Consider the following 14753-nt stretch of genomic DNA (forward strand, 5'->3'; position numbering starts at 1 on the left):
TATGTTACAACCAAAAAGAACCAAATTCCGTAGAGTTCATAAGATGAAAATGAAGGGGAATGCCCAAAGAGGTAATCAACTTGCTTATGGAACTTTCGGAATCAAAGCAACAGAAGGTGCTTGGATCACTGCAAGACAAATTGAAGCTGCGCGTATCGCTGCGACAAGATATATGAAGAGAGAAGGTCAGCTATGGATCAAAATCTTCCCGGATAAGCCAATTACTAAAAAACCTGCGGAAGTACGTATGGGTAAAGGTAAAGGTGCTGTGGAATATTGGGTAGCTGTAGTAAAACCTGGTAAAATTATGTTTGAAGTAGGCGGAGTTCCTTACGAAGTAGCGAAAGAAGCTCTTAGACTTGCTGCACAAAAATTACCTGTAGTGACCAAATTTGTAGTTGCTAACGATTTTGTTAAACCTCTTTAATCTCTGAATACAATGAAAAAAGCTGAAATTAAAAATCTAAGCGCGGGAGATCTTCAAAATAAACTGGCTGAAGCTAAAGCTGAATTCACAAAAATGAAATTGGCTCACAAAATCAGTCCGCTTGAGAACCCGATTCAAATCAGAGATTTGAGAAAAACAATCGCAAGATTAAACACTGAGTTAACTAACAAACAATAATTTCATTTTACAATGGATAGAAATTTAAGAAAAGAAAGAATCGGAGTGGTTTCCAGCAATAAAATGGAAAAAACTATTGTTGTTAGCGAAACTACGAGAGTAAAACACCCGATGTACGGTAAATTCGTTTTGAAAACGAAAAAATATACTGCACACGACGAAAACAACGAATGCGCAGAAGGAGATACAGTTTTGATCCAGGAAACTAGACCTTTGAGCAAGAACAAGAGATGGAGATTAGTAAGAATCATTGAAAAAGCTAAGTAATAATGTTACAAACAGAATCAAGATTAAAAGTTGCTGATAACACAGGTGCTAAAGAAGTATTGGTTATCAGAGTTCTGGGAGGAACCAGAAGAAGATATGCTTCAGTTGGTGATAAAATCGTTGTTACTATCAAAGATTCTACACCATCAGGAAACGCTAAAAAAGGTCAGGTATCTAAAGCTGTAGTAGTAAGAACTAAAAAAGCTGTAAGAAGAAAAGATGGTTCGTACATCAAATTCGAAGACAATGCTTGTGTATTGCTAAACGCAGCGGGAGAAATGAGAGGAACTCGTGTTTTCGGACCGGTTGCCCGTGAGTTGAGAGACAAAGAATATATGAAAATCATTTCATTAGCTCCTGAAGTACTTTAATATTTAAAATTTTAAAAAATGTCAAAGTTAAAAATAAAAAGAGGAGATAACGTAATCATTACCACTGGTAAAAAAGAGATCAAGGGTAAAACTGGTGAAGTTATTGAAGTGATCAAAAAAGAAGGAAGAGACCCTAGAGTTATCGTTGCAGGACTTAATATCGTTAAAAAACACGTTAAGCCTTCAGCTTCTAATCCTCAAGGAGGAATCACTGAGAAGGAAGCTTCTATTCATATCTCAAACGTAGCTTTAGTTGGTAAAGACGGAAAAGCTATCAAAGTAGGTTACAAAATCGAAGGAGATAAGAAAGTAAGAATCAACAAGAAAACGGGTGAAACTTTATAATTTTAAATAACACATGGAATATATAGCAAGACCCAAAAAAGCATATAAAGAAACGATTGTTCCTGCAATGATGGAAGAATTCGGATACAAATCAGTAATGCAGGTACCAAAACTTGAGAAAATTATCTTATCTCAAGGTCTAGGAGACGCTACTGCTGATAAAAAAATCATCGATTATGCTGTTGAAGAATTAACGAATATCACTGGTCAAAAGGCTGTTGGTACGATCTCTAAGAAAGATGAAGCTGCTTTCAAATTAAGAAAAGGTATGCCTGTAGGTGCTAAGGTAACTCTTAGAGCAAACAAAATGTACGAATTCTTAGACAGATTGACTTCTTCTGCTTTGCCACGTATCAGAGATTTCTCTGGAATCAAGGCTGAAGGTTTCGATGGTAGAGGTAATTATAACTTAGGTATTACTGAGCAAATTATCTTCCCTGAAATCGTAATTGATAAAGTAAAGAAAATCCAAGGGATGGACATTACTTTTGTTACAACTGCGAAGACAGATAAAGAAGCTAAAGCATTATTAACTCACTTCGGTTTACCATTCAAAAAGAACTAAGAAATGGCAAAAGAATCAATGAAAGCGCGTGAGCGCAAAAGAGAAGCTACAGTAGCTAAATACGCTGAAAAAAGAAAAGCTTTGAAAGAAGCAGGTGATTATGAAGCTCTTCAGAAGTTGCCTAAAAACGCTTCTCCTGTAAGATTACACAACAGATGTAAATTGACAGGAAGACCAAGAGGATATATGAGAACGTTCGGAATTTCCAGAGTAACTTTCAGAGAAATGGCAAACAACGGTCTTATCCCGGGAGTTAAAAAAGCCAGTTGGTAATAATTACTAATTAAAAATCGGGGCAATTAAGTTGTCTGGATACTAAAGAATAAAAATATCAGACCTAAGTTTTCTGAAGTCTGATATTTTATCTTCAAGTCCTTTCAATACTGATTGTCTTTAACCAATAATTTAAAATAGAAAAATGGTAACAGATCCAATTTCAGATTTCCTAACAAGAGTAAGGAACGCACAAAGCGCAGGCCACAAAGTGGTGGAAATTCCTGCATCGAAAATCAAAAAGGAGATTACTAAGATCTTATTTGATCAGGGGTATATCTTAAACTACAAGTTTGAGGATAACGCTGTTCAGGGAACGATCAAAATCGCTTTAAAGTACGACAAGCAAACCAACAAACCGGCTATCAAGTCTATTCAAAGAGCTTCTAGACCAGGTTTAAGACAGTACAAAGGTTCTGCGGAACTTCCAAGAGTATTGAACGGTTTGGGTATTTCTATCATCTCTACTTCCAAAGGAGTAATGACTGACAAGAAAGCTAGAGAAGAAAAAGTAGGCGGTGAAGTAATCTGCTATGTTTATTAATTTTTAATCAAAGGAAAATGTCAAGAATTGGTAAAGCAATTATAACAATTCCCGCTGGTGTTACCATCACTGAGAAAGAAGGTGTAGTAACGGTAAAAGGTTCTAAAGGAGAACTTTCTCAGGAGCTTACAGAGGGAATTACTTTAGAGCAGAAAGATGGAGAACTTACAGTTAACAGACCATCTGATGCTAAACAACACAGAGCGCTTCACGGTTTATACCGAGCGTTAATCAACAATATGATTGTTGGTGTATCTGAAGGTTTCGAAAAGAAACTAGAATTAGTGGGAGTAGGTTACAGAGCTTCTCACTCAGGTCAAAAACTTGAGTTGGCTTTAGGTTTCTCTCACGGTATCGTATTAGAGCTTCCAAGCGAAGTGAAAGTTGATACATTGACTGAAAAAGGTAAAAACCCAATTATTACTTTAACGTCTTACGATAAGCAACTTCTTGGAATGGTGGCTGCAAAAATCCGTTCATTCAGAAAGCCTGAGCCGTACAAAGGAAAAGGTGTGAGATTCGTTGGTGAAAATGTTAGACGTAAAGCTGGTAAATCTGCTTAATAAAATTTAAGAAAATGGCACTAAGTAAGTTAGAAAAAAGAATAAGAATAAAAAGAAGAGTAAGAGGAAAAATCTCAGGATCTTCTGAATTGCCAAGATTATCTGTATATAAAAGTAATAAAGAAATTTACGCTCAGTTAATCAACGATAAAGACGGTAAAACTTTAGTTTCTGCTTCTTCAAGAGAGAAAGGAGTAGATGCTAACGGAACAAAAACTGAAGTTTCTGCGGCTGTAGGAAAGGCAATTGCTGCTAAAGCTCTTGCTGCAGGAATTGAAAATATTGTATTTGATAGAAACGGATTCGTTTACCATGGTAGAGTGAAAGCTCTTGCTGACGGTGCGAGAGAAGGTGGACTTAAATTCTAATCATTAAATTTCGGAAATATGTTAGGACTAGATAATATAGAAAGAGTAAAACCGGGAGGATTAGAACTTAAAGATCGTCTCGTAGCTGTTAATAGAGTAACAAAAGTAACTAAAGGAGGTAGAGCTTTCGGTTTTTCTGCTATCGTTGTGGTAGGAGATGAAGCTGGAACTATCGGTTTTGGTTTAGGAAAATCTAAGGAAGTTGCTTCTGCTATTGCTAAGGCGGTAGAAGATGCTAAGAAAAACTTAGTAAAAGTTCCTGTAATGAACCACACGATTCCTCACCAGACTACTGCTAGATACGGTGGTGCAGATATCTTCTTGAGACCTGCTTCTCATGGTACAGGGCTTATCGCCGGTGGTGCGGTAAGAGCGGTACTAGAATCTGCTGGTATTCACGATATCCTTTCAAAATCTAAAGGATCTTCAAACCCTCACAATGTGGTAAAAGCAACTTTCAAAGCATTGTTAGACATCAGAAGACCAGAAGAAATCGCAAGAATGAGAGGAGTTTCTCTAACTAAAGTGTTTAACGGTTAATAATTAAAACAATGGCAACAATTAAAGTAAAACAAGTAAGAAGCGCTATTGGTAGAACAAAAACCCAAAAGAGAACGCTTGAAGCATTAGGATTTAAGAAACTTCACCAAGTTGTAGAGCACGAAGCTACTCCTTCTATCTTAGGAATGATAGCTGCAGTTAGTCACTTACTTGAAGTTCAGAAATAATTTTTAAAATAATTTTAAAATGAATTTAAACAACATAAAGCCAGCTGCAGGATCTACTTTCAATTCAAAAAGAATTGGTAGAGGACAAGGTAGCGGAAAAGGTGGTACTTCTACGAAAGGTCACAAAGGTCAGAAAGCAAGAGCTGGTTATTCTCAGAAGATCGGTTTTGAGGGAGGTCAGATGCCTTTACAGAGAAGACTACCTAAATTTGGTTTCAAAAACGTAAACAGAAAAGAATTCAGAGCAATTAATCTAGACAGTATTCAGACTTTAATTGAGAATAAATCTATTACAGGAGATATTACAAAAGAAGTTTTGGTACAAAACGGATTAGCTTCTAAAAATGAATTAGTGAAAATTATGGGGAGAGGAGAATTGAAATCTGCGGTTTCAATTTCTGCTGACAAATTCACTAAATCTGCTGAAGAATTAATTTCTAAAGCAGGTGGAAAAGCAATTACCTTATAATAATTACTAATGAAAGAATTTATACAAACCCTCAAAAATATTTGGAGCCTTAAGGAACTTAGAGATAAAATTCTATTTACTTTAGGTATTATCCTTGTGTATAGATTCGCATCTTTTATCTCTCTTCCTGCAATTAACCTTGCAGAGGTGGGAGATCTCTTAGAGCATTATAAAAGTCAGGGCGGTAACAAGCAAGGAGCAGGTCTCCTTGGCTTGCTTTCGTCGTTTACAGGAGGGGCTTTCAGTCATGCTTCTGTAATGGCGTTAGGAATCATGCCTTACATTTCTGCTTCTATTATTGTTCAGTTGATGGGGATGGCAATTCCTTATCTTCAGAAACTTCAAAAAGACGGAGAATCAGGAAGAAATACTCTTAATCAGATTACCAGATGGTTAACTATTGGTGTTTGTCTTGTACAGGCGCCTTCGTATCTTGGATCTATTACAGGGTTATTTTTACCTTATGCTCAGTTCCAGTCTGCTTATCTTATTGATCCGAACTCAGTAATGTTTTGGTTACCGAGTATTGTAATCTTGGTTGCAGGATCAGTATTTGCAATGTGGTTAGGTGAAAAAATCACAGACAAAGGTATCGGTAACGGTATTTCTATCCTTATTATGGTTGGAATTTTGTCTAGATTACCAGAAGCATTTGTACAGGAAGTTGCAGTACAAAACGGAAAAGGAGGACTAGGTTCTATCATGATTCTTGTTGAAGTTATATTCTGGATGTTGGTGGTTCTTTTAGCAGTAGTATTATCTGTTGCTGTAAGAAAAATACCTATCCAGTATGTGAGCAGAGCTCAGGCAAGAGGAGGTGTAAACAGAAATCTTATGCAGGGAGCAAGACAGTGGATTCCATTAAAAGTAAATGCTGCCGGTGTAATGCCGATTATCTTTGCTCAGGCATTGATGTTCGTACCGGGATTATTAACAAAGTTTGATGAATCAAATACTTTTCTTGCAGGTTTTAAAAATGTATTCAGCTGGCAATACAATGTATTGTTTGCTTTATTAATTATTATCTTCTCATTTTTCTATACCGCAATTACAATTCCGGTAAACCAGATGGCCGATGATCTTAAGAGAAACGGTGGTTTGGTACCTAAAGTAAGACCTGGTAAAGAGACTGCAGATTACCTTGATGATATTTTATCAAAAATTACCTTGCCAGGTGCAATATTTTTATCTATCTTTGCAGTCCTTCCGGCAATAGTGCATGGAAGTCTTGTTCAGACAGATGCGTTTGCCCTGTTTTTCGGGGGTACATCGTTGCTAATTATGGTTGGAGTAGTACTTGATACTGTTCAACAGATTAACACTTATCTGCTGAATCATCATTATGATGGCTTAATGCAGTCAAAATTATCAAGATCGACAGGATATTAATTTATGGCAAAACAAAAACATATTGAGCAGGATGGCGTGATAACGGAAGCTCTTTCCAACGCCCAGTTTCGTGTAGAGTTGGAGAATGGGCATGTGCTTATTGCTCATATTTCCGGTAAAATGCGTATGCATTACATTAAGCTGTTACCTGGAGATAAGGTAAAATTAGAAATGTCTCCTTATGATCTTTCAAAGGGGAGAATCACATTTAGATACTAAAAACAAATGCCAAATGGATTCTGAAGTTTCCATTTGGCTATTGTTGAAAAATAAATGCTAAATTAAAATCTTCGGATTTTTATCATTAGTAAAAAATAAATACTATCAAATGAAAGTTAGAGCATCAATTAAAAAAAGAAGTGCTGATTGCAAAATCGTTCGCAGAAAAGGCGTTCTGTTTGTAATCAACAAGAAAAACCCAAAATTTAAACAAAGACAAGGCTAAAATTAAATTATGGCGAGAATTTCAGGTATTGATTTACCAAAAAACAAAAGAGGCGTTATCGGTTTAACTTACATCTACGGAATCGGAAGAAGCACTTCTTCAGAAATCCTTAAAGCTGCCGGTATCAGCGAAGACAAGAAAGTCAACGAATGGAATGACGATGAATTGGCTGCAATCAGAACATACATCTCTGAAAACATTAAAGTGGAAGGAGAATTGAGATCTGAAGTGCAATTGAACATCAAGAGATTGATGGACATAGGATGCCAACGAGGAATACGTCACAGACTAGGATTACCTTTAAGAGGCCAGAGAACGAAAAACAACTCTAGAACCCGTAAAGGAAAGAGAAAAACAGTTGCTAACAAGAAAAAGGCAAGTAAATAATCGTTAGGAATTATGGCAAAACAAACTAAAGTAGTTAAAAAAAGAAAAGTAAAAGTTGAAGCTATTGGTGAGGCGCACATTCAGGCTTCTTTCAATAACATCATCATTTCTTTAACAAATAAAAACGGAGAGGTTATCTCTTGGGCTTCTGCCGGTAAAATGGGTTTCAGAGGTTCTAAAAAGAATACTCCATTTGCTGCTCAAATGGCAGCTGAAAATTGCTCTGCTGTTGCTCACGAAGCTGGTCTTAGAAGAGTAAAGGTGTATGTGAAAGGTCCTGGTGCAGGTAGAGAATCTGCAATCAGAACTATTCACAATTCAGGAATTGAAGTCAGCGAAATCATTGATGTGACTCCTATGCCACACAATGGTTGTAGACCACCAAAAAGAAGAAGAGTTTAATTTTTAGAATTTACCCATTATGGCAAGATATATTGGACCTAAAACTAAGATTGCTAGAAAGTTTGGTGCTGCAATCTACGGAGATGACAAAAACTTCGAAAAAAGAAAAAACCAACCGCCAGGACAGCATGGTCCTAACAAAAGAAGAGGTGCTAAGAAATCAGAATATGCAATTCAGTTAGCTGAAAAACAAAAAGCTAAATATACTTACGGTATTTTAGAAAGACAGTTTGCTAATCTTTTTGAAAAAGCACACAGAAGTAAAGGTGTAACCGGTGAAGTTCTTTTGCAGCTTTGCGAGTCTAGATTAGACAACGTGGTTTACAGATTAGGTTTTGCTAAAACAAGAGCAGGAGCAAGACAATTAGTTTCTCACAGACACATTACTGTGAACGGTGAAATTCTGAACATTCCATCTTATTTAGTAAAAGCTGGTGATGTAATCACAGTAAGAGAAAAATCTAAATCTTTAGAAGTTGTTGCTGATGCATTGGCTTCAAAAGCAAACTACGAGTGGTTACAATTCAACGACGAGAAGAAAGAAGGTACTTTCATTTCTGCTCCGGACAGAATCCAGATTCCGGAGGACATCAAAGAACAGTTGATCGTCGAACTTTACTCTAAATAATTTTTTAATCAAATTTTTGCTCAACCCAACAATATGGCAATTTTACAATTCATAAAACCCGATAAAGTAATCCTACTTAACTCTGATGAATTTAAAGGTCAATTCGAATTCAGACCTCTAGAACCAGGTTTCGGGCTTACAATCGGTAATGCTTTGAGAAGAGTGTTGCTTTCTTCTCTGGAAGGATACGCTATTTCATCTATCAAAATAGAAGGTGTAGAGCACGAATTTTCAACTATCCCGGGAGTAATTGAAGATGTTACTGAAATTATTCTTAACCTTAAGCAGGTAAGACTTAAAGCTACAGCAGAAAACCAGGCTTCTGAGCAGGTTGTTGCTAAAGTTTCAGGAAAAACTGCTGTTACTGCTGGAGATTTAGGACAATCAATCAACGGATTTGAGATCTTGAATCCTGATTTATTGATCTGCAACCTGAATTCTGATGTTACTTTTGAAATTACGTTCAACATAGAAAAGGGAAGAGGATATGTTCCTTCTGAACAAAACAAGTCAAACAATGCTCCTATGGGAACTATTGCTATTGACTCTATCTTTACGCCGATCAAAAAAGTACAGTATAGTATTGAAAATTACCGTGTAGAGCAAAAAACAGACTACGAAAAACTGGTATTAGATATAGAAACTGATGGCTCAATAAGTCCTCAGAATGCTTTAACTGAAGCTTCAAAGATATTAATTTATCACTTCATGCTTTTCTCTGATGAGAGAATCACGTTGGAAACTGAAGCTGTAAAAGCATCTATTCAATATGATGAAGAAACTCTTCATACAAGACAACTTCTTAAGTCTAAATTAGCAGATATGGATCTTTCCGTAAGAGCCCTTAACTGTTTGAAAGCGGCTGAAGTAGAAACTCTTGGTGAGCTAGTTTCTTACAGTAAGTCTGATTTGATGAAATTCAGAAATTTTGGTAAAAAATCTTTGACAGAACTAGAAGAATTGGTGCATTCAAAAGGTCTTAACTTCGGTTTTGACGTTGCAAAATATAAATTAGACGCTGATAAATAATTAATAATGAGACACGGTAAAAAATTCAATCACTTAGGAAGAACGGCTTCTCACAGAAGTGCTTTGCTTTCTAATATGGCTTGTTCTCTAATTGAGCATAAAAGAATCAACACTACTGTTGCTAAAGCTAAGGCTTTAAGAGTATATGTTGAGCCTCTGTTAACTAAAGCAAAAGAAGATACTACTCACAACAGAAGAATTGTTTTTTCATATCTTCAAAATAAAGAAGCGGTTACTGAGTTATTCAGAACTGTAGCTCCGAAAATCACTGAAAGAAACGGTGGTTATACGAGAATCATCAAGACTGGTTTCAGACCTGGTGATGCTGCAGATACTGCTCTTATCGAGTTAGTTGATTTCAATGAGCTTTACAATCCTAATGCTGAAGAGAAGAAAACTACAAGAAGAAGCAGAAGATCTGCAACAGCTCCTAAAAAAGAAGCTGTAGTTGCTGAAGCTCCTGTAGTAGAAGAAAAAGTAGAAGAGCCTAAAGCAGAAACTACGGATTCTACAGAGGAAAAAACTGAAGAATAGTAAATTCCTACAGATAATAAAAAAACCGTTCAGATTACTGAGCGGTTTTTTTTATTCTTATATTTTTGTTTTTACCAGTTCAATAATGTTACTGCTTTGGTGAAGAATTAAGCTGTCTCCTTTTACCAGAGCTTTCATGTCATCTTTTTCGTAGATAGTTTCATTAGGTTTCGCTTCGGTTTTTTCAAGAATAAATGTTTTGTTGTTGCTTCTTATAGATATGTTCCTGTGTGCAGAATCATAATTGAAAACTACTTTTACCAAAGTGCCGTCGGTCGCTCTGTAAACATAATCTGTTTTAATAGATTTATTTCCGTCCACATCTACGTTGTAGGATATAGTAGAATCGGGCTTTCCATTATCTGCGAGAATTATTTCCTGATCGCTTTTCATAATGCCTTTATTGCCTTCTTTTTTACAGCTAAATAATGTAACACTGATAATACAGGCAATAGCCAATTGATGTATTTTCATAAATTAAAATGTTTTTTAAATTTTATTTTCTAGGATGTTTCAGATGTATCAAATTCATTATAAATTTATATTGATAAAGGTTTGTTTCTGAAAAATTTCTTAAATTTAATAAAAACAAAAAACAAACCATTAAAACGATTATTAAAATTAGCAATTACCCGAAAGTGTAATTGACTCTTCTCAATTTTCTGTTGAAATTTGTTCTAAAGAAATCCGTAAACATGAGTATTTCCATAGCCATAGTAGAAGACGAAAAAAACTACAACAATGCGTTGAAGAAAGTCATCAATTATCAGGATGACATGATGGTTGTTGCTCAGTTCTTTGATGGCAAAACAGCCTTACATGAATTATTTGGTCTTTCTCCTGATGTTGTGATGATGGATATTCAGCTTCAGGATATGTTAGGAATTGATGTGATTTCTAAAATAAAAAAAGAACTTCCAAATACTCAATTTATTATGTGTACCAGCTTTGAAGATGACGAAAAAATTTTTAGCTCGCTTAAAGCCGGAGCAATGGGGTATCTTGTAAAAGGCGAAAGCATGGATAAAATTCTTTCGTCAATTCGTGATGTGTATAATGGCGGTGCTCCGATGAGTTTCGCAGTTGCCCGAAAAGTTCTCAGCCATTTTGAAAGAAAACATTCAGAAGTAGAGGAATGGGACGAGCTTACGGAAAGAGAGAAAGAAGTTTTGGAACTTCTAGCTGAAGGTTTACTGTACAAAGAAATTGCCGATAAAAAATTTATTAGTATTGATACCGTCAAAAAACATGTAGGAAACATTTACAGAAAACTCCACGTGAATAACAAGGTGGAGGCTATTAATAAATTTAACCATTTCAAAAACTAAAATCATGAAGAAAAAAGACTTTGATTGTGAAGCAGAAAGAGAATTAATATCTAAGGAAAAATTGGGTGAAATAATTTATCTACCAAATAAAAATAAATTTGAAATTTTTTTAAGCATCAAGATTAGAAACCATATTAATGCTGAAAATTATGTTAAGATAATTAATGATCCAATACCAGATGATATGTATGAATTGGATGCAAGTCGTTTTGGGATTAAATTACCTAATATAGAATCCAATCTATTTATATATTATGAATTATATGAAAAGTTAGTCAATAATTATATTCAGCGCGGATTTGATTTTGTAAATATTTCTTTTTTGCAAATGGAACAAAATCAATTCGAGATAGAAGATATATCTCAAGAAGATTTATCAAGCTTGAATTCTTTTGTTAATAAAATATATGCAATTGTAACTTTTTCGGATAAACAACAAAATAAAGATGAAACATTTCTTTTATTTAATATGAAAGATGAGTATCCAATTAATATTGATTTGGATAAATGTCACAATGATTTTTTGCAAAGCTGCTTAGGGCAGTCGATGAAAAATAGTTCAAAAGATAAATATGTACCTAGTTACATACAGTATGAATTACCTAAAGTAAAAAAGTATATTGACAGAGTAAGAAATTATTTGAATGGTTGTTTAAATAAAGACGTAGATAAAATTGCCTTCAATTTTTGTTTTGGTTTAAGAAAGCATAAACATGTAGAAGTAGAATCTTTTTATTTATCATCAATACCAATAGACATTACTGGACAATACTTAAATTTAAATTTTCCCTATTACGACCAAGGTAGTTTAGAACCATAATGCTAATTCAACTATATTATATTGTTTTTTTTATTACTGTTCTGAAATCAATAATAATTTTGAGAAAGAATATTTTTTTTTCTCAAAATTATTTTTTTGTTTTTTTGATTGTTAACTTTTTAATTGATTTTCTTTCCGAACTGAATATTATTAATTCAAAAGCAATTCAATACAATTATCTCAACTTATTTAATATATTTTTTTTTGGAATATTTTATCTGCCTTATTTAAAAAGCAAAGTTTTACCAATACTTATTTTAATTGTTACACTACTATGTGTGATATTCACAAGCCATTATTTTTATTTTGATAAATACAACTTAAATCTTGCCATCCTTTATTGTATAACCAATATTTTTTATTCATTGTATTGGATTAATTTAAAATTAAATAATGTTTCTGAAATAAGGATTACAAGTGAACCGCTATTCTGGATTTCCGCATCAATCTTAATATGGAGTTGTTTTTTTCTTTTTAGAATAATTCCTATGTATTTACTAGATGAACAAGATAAACAATTTTTGAAATTATTAAAAAGCGTGTTATTAATAATTAATATCATGGTGTATACATTATTTTATGTAGGATTAACAAAATATAGAAACTCAAAAGATGAAATCTTTACCAGATGAAATAAAATTAACTTACATAATAGCGGTATTGCTGGTTATGATTTTGGTTATTTTTGTTGTATTTATAGTTATTACATACAACCGAAAACAACTTCTCTACCACAAAGAGCAGCAACTCAAAGAATCCGAACATCAAAACCAGCTCCTCCAAAAAGAACTGGAAAAACAAAAATCCATAGAAGCAGAGAGAGAAAGAATTTCCCATGATATGCATGACGATCTTGGTGCGGGAATTTCGGCATTAAAACTTCAGGCAGAGTTTTTAAAACAAAAGTCAGAAGACAAAAATCTTATTGCAGATATAGACGAGTTGCTGAAAACATCTGAAGAAATGAACGTATCTATGAGGGAAATGCTATGGAGCTTAAATTCAGGAAATGATACTTTAGGAAGCTTCATAGATTACGCAAAAATGTACGCACAAAACTTTTTGAAAAAATCCGGAATCAATTTAATTGTTGAAGAAGATAACAGTATAGTTTCTAAGACCATTATTTCTACAGAACAGAGGCGAAATTTATTTTTGTGTCTTAAAGAGGCTTTAAACAATGCTTATAAACACAGCCAATCCGATAATATTAAATTGTCATTTATCCAGAAAGGCAAAAAATTCATGATGAAAATCTCCGACAACGGAATAGGAATTAACCAACAAAAATCAGAGGGCAACGGACTTCGAAATATGAAACGAAGAATGCAGGAACAAAACGGTCACTGCGAAGTCACCATAGAAAACGGAACGAATTTGCTTTTCAGAATAGATTTGTAGCAAATTTTAAATATTGAAATCAGACAACATCATTTTAAGGTGTTGTTTTTCTGTTTTAAAATTCACCCGTTTGTGTAATTGATTGGCGAAGTTTTAAGTGTGAAATTTGAAATAACAAAACTAATAACCATTTTATTAATACTAAAATTAAATTTACAATGAACGCAGAAGAATTAATTAAAAAACTGACAGAAGAATTTGAAGCAGAATTGAAAAGACTTACTAATGATATATCTAAAGAAGTTTCAAATCTTCAGGATGACAGTGAGATTTTACAGGATAATAATACACTGTTTAAAATTAAGAACGGAAATTATCAATATAATTTTGAATGGAAAAAAATAATTTTTGATTTGCCGATCCCACAGTTTATTATGAAGTCACAAAGGTTTTCCTTTGATATTCCGGAAGTAACCATGAATCTTAGAGAAATATGCTTTGATTGGCCTAAGACAAAAATGGTTCCTAAAAAAGTTGGTGAGAAACCAGAAACAACATGTAAATGGCAGATTAAATGGCGTCTGGGAATTAAGACTAAGTTTTGGGATTGTACTACTAAATGGACTCCTATTATTATATCGGTTCCTGAAATTACAATGGAAAGAAAGTGTATGTCTACAAAAATTCCCGAAGTAACAATGAAAACTAAAGATATTATTTTTAATATTCCTGAAGTGACAGTAGTTTTCAAGGAGATATCTTTCAATACATTAGTGATTACAAATATCAGTTATGATGAATCTGAAGATAATATTGAGAACAGTAATGAAAAGATAGCACATATTCAGCAAAAGATTAATGATCATACCGTCGCATACGAAGGAAAAATGAAATATATACAGGTTCAATTATTAAACGAACAGTTTGATAAAGCACAAAGTGAAATTTTGGGTAATGTAGAACCTGTGAAAAAAAACATAGAGAAATCTATTGAAGAATGTAAAGGAACTATTACGGAGTTGAAAAATAATGGTGCACTCGAACAATTAAAAATTGAGGAGGAAAAATTAAACAAACTGATTTCAGATCTGCAGAAAATATTAGAACCTTTTCAACAGTCATTGGAAAGCTTAAGCATAGAAAGGAAAAAAGCATTAGATGAAATGGAACAAGCAGTAGCTTTGGAAATTTTATCTTAAATATAAAAAGAGTTACTTAGTATCACAATTCTCCGTATCGAAACTATATGGAGAATTTTATTTTAAACTTATTTGAATTATGGTATTAACTAAAATTTAACTCATAAAAATTCAATTAAACTTGTTCAAATAA

At 33.8% G+C, this 14753-nt stretch carries 26 protein-coding genes; 25 read left to right on the forward strand and 1 reads right to left on the reverse strand.

Going from position 1 to position 14753, the window contains the following annotated elements:
* The first annotated feature begins 1 nt into the window (after window position 1).
* From rplP to rplQ, 21 genes are all read left to right on the forward strand, one after another.
* Window positions 2-427, forward strand: coding sequence for a 50S ribosomal protein L16 (gene rplP, locus AC0NBN_RS06380; RefSeq protein WP_089745118.1), 426 nt, complete (start codon window positions 2-4; stop codon window positions 425-427).
* 12 nt (window positions 428-439) lie between these two features.
* Window positions 440-625, forward strand: a complete 186-nt coding sequence (rpmC, locus tag AC0NBN_RS06385; RefSeq protein WP_089745117.1) for a 50S ribosomal protein L29 — start codon at window positions 440-442, stop codon at window positions 623-625.
* A gap of 12 nt (window positions 626-637) precedes the next feature.
* Entirely contained in the window at window positions 638-892 is a 255-nt protein-coding gene (gene rpsQ, locus AC0NBN_RS06390) for a 30S ribosomal protein S17 (RefSeq protein ID WP_029297775.1), read from the forward strand.
* A gap of 2 nt (window positions 893-894) precedes the next feature.
* Window positions 895-1263, forward strand: a complete 369-nt coding sequence (gene rplN, locus AC0NBN_RS06395; protein WP_007839504.1) for a 50S ribosomal protein L14 — start codon at window positions 895-897, stop codon at window positions 1261-1263.
* An 18-nt stretch (window positions 1264-1281) separates the two neighbouring features.
* Complete coding sequence (rplX, locus tag AC0NBN_RS06400; RefSeq protein WP_089745115.1) at window positions 1282-1608, forward strand: 50S ribosomal protein L24; 327 nt, start codon at window positions 1282-1284, stop codon at window positions 1606-1608.
* Between the two features lie 13 nt (window positions 1609-1621).
* Complete coding sequence (rplE, locus tag AC0NBN_RS06405; RefSeq protein WP_143884925.1) at window positions 1622-2173, forward strand: 50S ribosomal protein L5; 552 nt, start codon at window positions 1622-1624, stop codon at window positions 2171-2173.
* A gap of 3 nt (window positions 2174-2176) precedes the next feature.
* Window positions 2177-2446, forward strand: coding sequence for a 30S ribosomal protein S14 (rpsN, locus tag AC0NBN_RS06410; RefSeq protein ID WP_027383308.1), 270 nt, complete (start codon window positions 2177-2179; stop codon window positions 2444-2446).
* A 145-nt stretch (window positions 2447-2591) separates the two neighbouring features.
* Complete coding sequence (rpsH, locus tag AC0NBN_RS06415; protein WP_089745113.1) at window positions 2592-2990, forward strand: 30S ribosomal protein S8; 399 nt, start codon at window positions 2592-2594, stop codon at window positions 2988-2990.
* Window positions 2991-3007: 17 nt separating this feature from the next.
* Window positions 3008-3553 (forward strand): 50S ribosomal protein L6, encoded by a 546-nt coding sequence (gene rplF, locus AC0NBN_RS06420; protein ID WP_143884924.1) that lies wholly within the window; start codon window positions 3008-3010, stop codon window positions 3551-3553.
* Window positions 3554-3567: 14 nt separating this feature from the next.
* Window positions 3568-3921, forward strand: a complete 354-nt coding sequence (rplR, locus tag AC0NBN_RS06425; RefSeq protein ID WP_089745111.1) for a 50S ribosomal protein L18 — start codon at window positions 3568-3570, stop codon at window positions 3919-3921.
* A gap of 18 nt (window positions 3922-3939) precedes the next feature.
* The gene (rpsE, locus tag AC0NBN_RS06430) at window positions 3940-4461 is read left to right on the forward strand and encodes a 30S ribosomal protein S5 (RefSeq protein WP_034678028.1); all 522 of its coding nucleotides are present in this window, start codon (window positions 3940-3942) and stop codon (window positions 4459-4461) included.
* An 11-nt stretch (window positions 4462-4472) separates the two neighbouring features.
* Window positions 4473-4649 (forward strand): 50S ribosomal protein L30, encoded by a 177-nt coding sequence (rpmD, locus tag AC0NBN_RS06435; protein WP_007839493.1) that lies wholly within the window; start codon window positions 4473-4475, stop codon window positions 4647-4649.
* A 19-nt stretch (window positions 4650-4668) separates the two neighbouring features.
* Window positions 4669-5118 carry a 50S ribosomal protein L15 gene (rplO, locus tag AC0NBN_RS06440; RefSeq protein ID WP_143884923.1) on the forward strand — a complete coding sequence of 150 codons (450 nt, stop codon included), beginning with the start codon at window positions 4669-4671 and terminating at the stop codon, window positions 5116-5118.
* 9 nt (window positions 5119-5127) lie between these two features.
* On the forward strand, window positions 5128-6507 hold the full coding sequence (gene secY, locus AC0NBN_RS06445) for a preprotein translocase subunit SecY (protein WP_089745109.1): 1380 nt from the start codon (window positions 5128-5130) through the stop codon (window positions 6505-6507).
* A gap of 3 nt (window positions 6508-6510) precedes the next feature.
* Window positions 6511-6726 (forward strand): translation initiation factor IF-1, encoded by a 216-nt coding sequence (gene infA, locus AC0NBN_RS06450; protein WP_029297754.1) that lies wholly within the window; start codon window positions 6511-6513, stop codon window positions 6724-6726.
* 109 nt (window positions 6727-6835) lie between these two features.
* The gene (gene rpmJ, locus AC0NBN_RS06455; RefSeq protein ID WP_007839480.1) at window positions 6836-6952 is read left to right on the forward strand and encodes a 50S ribosomal protein L36; all 117 of its coding nucleotides are present in this window, start codon (window positions 6836-6838) and stop codon (window positions 6950-6952) included.
* A 9-nt stretch (window positions 6953-6961) separates the two neighbouring features.
* Entirely contained in the window at window positions 6962-7339 is a 378-nt protein-coding gene (gene rpsM, locus AC0NBN_RS06460) for a 30S ribosomal protein S13 (protein ID WP_076444023.1), read from the forward strand.
* Window positions 7340-7351: 12 nt separating this feature from the next.
* Window positions 7352-7741 (forward strand): 30S ribosomal protein S11, encoded by a 390-nt coding sequence (rpsK, locus tag AC0NBN_RS06465; RefSeq protein ID WP_048504755.1) that lies wholly within the window; start codon window positions 7352-7354, stop codon window positions 7739-7741.
* A 19-nt stretch (window positions 7742-7760) separates the two neighbouring features.
* Complete coding sequence (rpsD, locus tag AC0NBN_RS06470; RefSeq protein ID WP_143884922.1) at window positions 7761-8369, forward strand: 30S ribosomal protein S4; 609 nt, start codon at window positions 7761-7763, stop codon at window positions 8367-8369.
* A 33-nt stretch (window positions 8370-8402) separates the two neighbouring features.
* Window positions 8403-9398 (forward strand): DNA-directed RNA polymerase subunit alpha, encoded by a 996-nt coding sequence (locus AC0NBN_RS06475; protein WP_089745107.1) that lies wholly within the window; start codon window positions 8403-8405, stop codon window positions 9396-9398.
* Between the two features lie 6 nt (window positions 9399-9404).
* Window positions 9405-9932 (forward strand): 50S ribosomal protein L17, encoded by a 528-nt coding sequence (gene rplQ / locus AC0NBN_RS06480; RefSeq protein ID WP_160813157.1) that lies wholly within the window; start codon window positions 9405-9407, stop codon window positions 9930-9932.
* A 57-nt stretch (window positions 9933-9989) separates the two neighbouring features.
* Here rplQ and AC0NBN_RS06485 read toward each other — a convergent pair whose 3' ends face one another.
* A complete protein-coding gene (locus tag AC0NBN_RS06485; RefSeq protein ID WP_160813156.1) occupies window positions 9990-10406 on the reverse strand; it encodes a hypothetical protein in 417 nt (138 codons plus the stop codon).
* Window positions 10407-10627: 221 nt separating this feature from the next.
* On the opposite strand from AC0NBN_RS06485, the gene AC0NBN_RS06490 reads away from it, so the two are divergent.
* From AC0NBN_RS06490 to AC0NBN_RS06505, 4 genes are all read left to right on the forward strand, one after another.
* A complete protein-coding gene (locus AC0NBN_RS06490) occupies window positions 10628-11260 on the forward strand; it encodes a response regulator transcription factor (protein ID WP_160813155.1) in 633 nt (210 codons plus the stop codon).
* Window positions 11261-11264: 4 nt separating this feature from the next.
* A complete protein-coding gene (locus AC0NBN_RS06495) occupies window positions 11265-12080 on the forward strand; it encodes a PolC-type DNA polymerase III family protein (protein WP_160813154.1) in 816 nt (271 codons plus the stop codon).
* A gap of 612 nt (window positions 12081-12692) precedes the next feature.
* Entirely contained in the window at window positions 12693-13481 is a 789-nt protein-coding gene (locus AC0NBN_RS06500; RefSeq protein WP_160813153.1) for a histidine kinase, read from the forward strand.
* Window positions 13482-13639: 158 nt separating this feature from the next.
* Window positions 13640-14620 (forward strand): coiled-coil domain-containing protein, encoded by a 981-nt coding sequence (locus AC0NBN_RS06505; RefSeq protein WP_160813152.1) that lies wholly within the window; start codon window positions 13640-13642, stop codon window positions 14618-14620.
* Window positions 14621-14753 lie beyond the last annotated feature (133 nt).

It is taken from the genome of Chryseobacterium sp. L12 (genome assembly GCF_056133985.1).

Coding starts and splice junctions, on each gene's coding strand:
- rpsD (WP_143884922.1), top strand. CDS start 7,761: ATGGCAAGATATATTGGACCTAAAACTAAGATTGCTAGAAAGTTTGGT.
- rplF (WP_143884924.1), top strand. CDS start 3,008: ATGTCAAGAATTGGTAAAGCAATTATAACAATTCCCGCTGGTGTTACC.
- rplX (WP_089745115.1), top strand. CDS start 1,282: ATGTCAAAGTTAAAAATAAAAAGAGGAGATAACGTAATCATTACCACT.
- rplO (WP_143884923.1), top strand. CDS start 4,669: ATGAATTTAAACAACATAAAGCCAGCTGCAGGATCTACTTTCAATTCA.
- rpmJ (WP_007839480.1), top strand. CDS start 6,836: ATGAAAGTTAGAGCATCAATTAAAAAAAGAAGTGCTGATTGCAAAATC.
- rpsM (WP_076444023.1), top strand. CDS start 6,962: ATGGCGAGAATTTCAGGTATTGATTTACCAAAAAACAAAAGAGGCGTT.
- AC0NBN_RS06490 (WP_160813155.1), top strand. CDS start 10,628: ATGAGTATTTCCATAGCCATAGTAGAAGACGAAAAAAACTACAACAAT.
- rpsQ (WP_029297775.1), top strand. CDS start 638: ATGGATAGAAATTTAAGAAAAGAAAGAATCGGAGTGGTTTCCAGCAAT.
- AC0NBN_RS06495 (WP_160813154.1), top strand. CDS start 11,265: ATGAAGAAAAAAGACTTTGATTGTGAAGCAGAAAGAGAATTAATATCT.
- rpmD (WP_007839493.1), top strand. CDS start 4,473: ATGGCAACAATTAAAGTAAAACAAGTAAGAAGCGCTATTGGTAGAACA.
- AC0NBN_RS06485 (WP_160813156.1), bottom strand. CDS start 10,406: ATGAAAATACATCAATTGGCTATTGCCTGTATTATCAGTGTTACATTA.
- rplP (WP_089745118.1), top strand. CDS start 2: ATGTTACAACCAAAAAGAACCAAATTCCGTAGAGTTCATAAGATGAAA.
- secY (WP_089745109.1), top strand. CDS start 5,128: ATGAAAGAATTTATACAAACCCTCAAAAATATTTGGAGCCTTAAGGAA.
- AC0NBN_RS06500 (WP_160813153.1), top strand. CDS start 12,693: ATGAAATCTTTACCAGATGAAATAAAATTAACTTACATAATAGCGGTA.
- rpsN (WP_027383308.1), top strand. CDS start 2,177: ATGGCAAAAGAATCAATGAAAGCGCGTGAGCGCAAAAGAGAAGCTACA.
- rpsH (WP_089745113.1), top strand. CDS start 2,592: ATGGTAACAGATCCAATTTCAGATTTCCTAACAAGAGTAAGGAACGCA.
- rpsK (WP_048504755.1), top strand. CDS start 7,352: ATGGCAAAACAAACTAAAGTAGTTAAAAAAAGAAAAGTAAAAGTTGAA.
- AC0NBN_RS06505 (WP_160813152.1), top strand. CDS start 13,640: ATGAACGCAGAAGAATTAATTAAAAAACTGACAGAAGAATTTGAAGCA.
- rplN (WP_007839504.1), top strand. CDS start 895: ATGTTACAAACAGAATCAAGATTAAAAGTTGCTGATAACACAGGTGCT.
- rplE (WP_143884925.1), top strand. CDS start 1,622: ATGGAATATATAGCAAGACCCAAAAAAGCATATAAAGAAACGATTGTT.
- rplQ (WP_160813157.1), top strand. CDS start 9,405: ATGAGACACGGTAAAAAATTCAATCACTTAGGAAGAACGGCTTCTCAC.
- infA (WP_029297754.1), top strand. CDS start 6,511: ATGGCAAAACAAAAACATATTGAGCAGGATGGCGTGATAACGGAAGCT.
- rpsE (WP_034678028.1), top strand. CDS start 3,940: ATGTTAGGACTAGATAATATAGAAAGAGTAAAACCGGGAGGATTAGAA.
- AC0NBN_RS06475 (WP_089745107.1), top strand. CDS start 8,403: ATGGCAATTTTACAATTCATAAAACCCGATAAAGTAATCCTACTTAAC.
- rpmC (WP_089745117.1), top strand. CDS start 440: ATGAAAAAAGCTGAAATTAAAAATCTAAGCGCGGGAGATCTTCAAAAT.
- rplR (WP_089745111.1), top strand. CDS start 3,568: ATGGCACTAAGTAAGTTAGAAAAAAGAATAAGAATAAAAAGAAGAGTA.